Annotated in this window: 5 protein-coding genes and 1 pseudogene; all 6 read right to left on the minus strand. The window is 48.3% G+C overall.

The annotated features are described in order from the left end of the window. A pseudogene (locus HMPREF3119_RS19700) lies at positions 1 to 777 on the minus strand (terminase); the annotation flags it as partial. 1 nt (position 778) lies between these two features. Continuing rightward, positions 779 to 1,381 (minus strand): hypothetical protein, encoded by a 603-nt coding sequence (locus HMPREF3119_RS06020; protein WP_070578960.1) that lies wholly within the window; start codon positions 1,379 to 1,381, stop codon positions 779 to 781. A 2-nt stretch (positions 1,382 to 1,383) separates the two neighbouring features. After that, positions 1,384 to 1,581 carry a hypothetical protein gene (locus HMPREF3119_RS06025; protein ID WP_036412736.1) on the minus strand — a complete coding sequence of 66 codons (198 nt, stop codon included), beginning with the start codon at positions 1,579 to 1,581 and terminating at the stop codon, positions 1,384 to 1,386. Positions 1,582 to 1,775: 194 nt separating this feature from the next. Then, a complete protein-coding gene (locus tag HMPREF3119_RS06030) occupies positions 1,776 to 2,309 on the minus strand; it encodes a Rha family transcriptional regulator (protein WP_070578964.1) in 534 nt (177 codons plus the stop codon). Positions 2,310 to 2,595: 286 nt separating this feature from the next. Further along, entirely contained in the window at positions 2,596 to 3,012 is a 417-nt protein-coding gene (locus HMPREF3119_RS19705; RefSeq protein ID WP_246829247.1) for a hypothetical protein, read from the minus strand. Beyond that, on the minus strand, positions 3,009 to 3,392 hold a 384-nt coding region (locus HMPREF3119_RS06040; protein WP_246829248.1), incomplete at its 5' end, for a lysis protein. The genes HMPREF3119_RS06040 and HMPREF3119_RS19705, both read right to left, overlap by 4 nt.

The following is a 3,392-nucleotide window of genomic DNA, read 5'->3' on the forward strand; positions in this document are numbered from 1 at the left end:
GTACCAGGCTTTCTGCCGGTCGTTGAGCGTGATTCCATATTTGCCTGATAGCTCATCAAAATAGTCAGTCAGGCGCTGCGGTAACTGCTCAACAGGGTCGATTGCGTACTGCGGATTCTTCCACCAGGAGAAGAAGAAAAACTTCCAGTCCAGCGGAGATAATGTTTTGCCCTGCATCAGTGCTTTTTCTGCCAACTGGCAGTAGTCAAAGAAATAACCGGCCCGCCCTTCTGCCGTGCTCTCAATCGTCGTAAAGCATTCCGTTGATACTGCCTCAAACGCCCCTGTAACAATCTCACGGGCTTTCTCTGGTTGCTTGGCGCATATCTTCCCGAACTCCGATACGTGCAGGTAACGCAGCGTACCGCCACGAAACGACACGGACACAGTCACCGAGCCGCCTTTGCTGAACACCAGTTCACCGGCGGAGTCATTACTCGCGGGATTGGCTGCTTTGATTTCGTCCGGCAGGCGCTCGTAGGCGTACTTTATCTTCTCCCTGAACAGGCGTTTTGCGTCCGGAAGTGTATGCGCTATCAGGGCGCACTTGGCTGATTCAAATATGGCCGCATCAAGCTGGATAATGCAGACCTCAGTCGTGAATCCAAGCTGACGGGCTTTCAGAATGATATTGCGGTTGTGGATGCCTTCGAAATATTCCGTTTGCTCAGGCGTCATTTTAAAGCGAACCGGGCGACCTTCTTTATCGGTGATCCAGTACAGATTATTCAGACGCCATTGCTTATTACGCAGTAACGCTAAATGCTCTGGCTTCATGTTATTTGCTCGATAGTTCGTCCATCAGGTCGGATAGCTGGCTGGCTGTTTTATTCGGCTGCATGTCATCAAGTCCATACGCCTGACGCTCAAGACCGATAAGGTTCTTCAGTGTTTCGCTCAGCGCTTTGGCTGATTTAACCCGCTCAGGCAGAGAGATTACCGCATGGTAAAGCTCATTCAGCTTGTCTCGCCCGTTGTCATCAGGCTCAATCATCAGCTCACCGAGTTTCTCCAGCGCGGCCACATCGGCACACTCTGCACTCAGCTCTTCAAACAGCGCGTTAGCCAATTCACGCGCTCGCCGGATGTCGCCGCGATGCTCCATTCGAACATTGGTTATTACCTCTGCGGTAGCTTCGATAAGTACGCGTTCCGATAGCGCCGTTTCACTGCGTACCTGACTGCGTACCTCCTGTTTGCGTACCATGTCATCAGACCTGGCTTTTATCTTCGCATTCAGGTCACGCGACCAATCGTCACGCTTTGCTCTCTTTCTTATCGCCCCTTCGGATATGTCGTGCTGTGAGGCAATTTCACGGAGTGACATCACGCCAGCTCTGTAAGCCGACTCGATGGCCTCCCAGTCTGGTCTTTTAGCCATTCCTATTCCTTACTCTTTTCCTCAACCACCGGAATGTATCTGATGTCGCTGATTTCATCCGGTGCGATATATGTCCATGAGCCATCCAGACCAGAAATACCAATCAGTCCGTTAGTAATGCGCGGCTCTTTCGTCGTCATCAATCCGTGATATGTCGTGCCGTCCTTTTTGGTTGCTGTGACTTCGTATTTTTCAGTCATGTCCACCTCAGTTGATTGATGTTCACCATTTCTTCCACCACGGAAGGTGTCGCCGCATATGAGGGTGTCTTTATCCCGGTGTTACCGATTATTCTGGATGTCCACACGCTAGCTGTGAGGAGTGGCACAGGTCGTGGCTAATGTGGCAGAGGAGATCGGCGGCTCGGAGGTAATAAAAAAGACCGCCGGGCGGTCTATTCTGCATCAGTAAAAATTAGCTTAGGCTGCGTCAGTGCAAGGATCTGCTCATACTCAATGGAGAGTGCCTTTTTCTCTTTCTTGCGACTATGCATCATCTGACTACCCAGCAGCCCTTTCAGCTCAGACTTAGCAGCCTTTAGTGCATGCCGGTGCTGCGCTTCTTCGCCCAGGTCTTTCCATCTGGTGATTTGCTCAGTCATCCAGTTAAATGCCTGGATAAATTTTATCTTAATAAGCATCGCTGCTTTGCCGGTGAAACTCATTACCAGAAGCATATAGCCGTCTTTCGATAACTTATACATTGGCTGGATATCGCCATTTTTATCAATGTAATCAGTGGGCTCAAAATTGAGCTCAGCAAATTCATCAGGGCAATCGCTGATTGTTTGCTTTATTTTTCTCAGTACGTTCTTGTGAGTTTTACCAAAATAATCGGCAATCTTTTTGCTGGTAGTGAATACCTGCCCATCAGATGCCATTACCATTTTCTGGAAATTGAACTCGGGCAAAACTACGGCAGTAGTCATGGTGTAAATCCTTATAGAAAACGAACCTGTTCGTACAGAAAAGCCGCCCACAGAAACACCATTTAACGGAATTTCTCAGGATCGTTTTCTGTAAGGCTCTGTGTATTTAGGTGCGCGTACGAATGCGCCAGTGAAATGCGTAGAGTCGCAACCTTCGCCACGTTACCTACGTTGCTGGGTCACTACCGGCCTGTTCCCGGTGGTCAAGATGTGGATCATCCTCCTTGCCGATATAGTTCGTACTATATGAGGCTATGAGAAATCAGATATAAAAAAGCCCCGCTATTTAGCGAGGCGTTGTTGCCGCCCGAATTAAGTCGATGAAGTCCTGACAAAACTCAAGGCGGTTTCCGTGATCGTCCACGAAGTTATATTTATTGAAATGCTCTACTATCTCCTCGGGACTTTTCCCATAAACCGGAGATAGTGTCTGATGAGTAAGATTAACTTTAAATGCCCTGGCTGCGGAAAGGATCTTGTCGTAAGCACGGGAGTCGAAATCAAGAGTGTAGACGACCTCACTGACGCCAAGTGTTCCTCCTGCGGAAGAAACATCAGAAAGGATGACCTCGCTAAGCAAGCCAGAGATTACGTCGCCAAAACACTCAAAGACGCCTTCAGGAAGCTTTGATTGAATTTCCTTTAATTTTTTATCTACTTTGCTGGTATCAAATTTAACTGATACCAGTAATTGACTTTTCATCGTAAACACTCCGTTCTGATGTAGTCCTGCAAATACAGGGTCTGCTTTTCGTTCTCAGCTATCATTTCTCTGAGACGCCAATAATCTTGTTCAGTTGCTTCACTAAGTCGTGGGGCGGCTTCATTGCTTCCGCTTTCGGTGGTATCGGATCCGACCTTTGGACACTCAGCTTTGATGTACACGCGCTTAGCGCCAGACTTAACAGCATCACGCAGGCTATCAATTTCAGTTTTTGCATTGGCTAACTCCTGCGTGTACATGGTGTCGAGTTCGTGAAGTGACTGAATGCGGGATTTGTAGTCTTTGTTGATGGCGACCTGCTCAGCAAACTGAGAGGACAGCAACTGATAGTTATCCTTCAGCCCACCATACAGATGCAA

The organism is Morganella sp. HMSC11D09 (assembly GCF_001807955.1).
Lineage (GTDB): Bacteria > Pseudomonadota > Gammaproteobacteria > Enterobacterales > Enterobacteriaceae > Morganella > Morganella morganii.

Coding starts and splice junctions, on each gene's coding strand:
- HMPREF3119_RS06025 (WP_036412736.1), bottom strand. CDS start 1,581: ATGACTGAAAAATACGAAGTCACAGCAACCAAAAAGGACGGCACGACA.
- HMPREF3119_RS19705 (WP_246829247.1), bottom strand. CDS start 3,012: ATGAAAAGTCAATTACTGGTATCAGTTAAATTTGATACCAGCAAAGTA.
- HMPREF3119_RS06020 (WP_070578960.1), bottom strand. CDS start 1,381: ATGGCTAAAAGACCAGACTGGGAGGCCATCGAGTCGGCTTACAGAGCT.
- HMPREF3119_RS06030 (WP_070578964.1), bottom strand. CDS start 2,309: ATGACTACTGCCGTAGTTTTGCCCGAGTTCAATTTCCAGAAAATGGTA.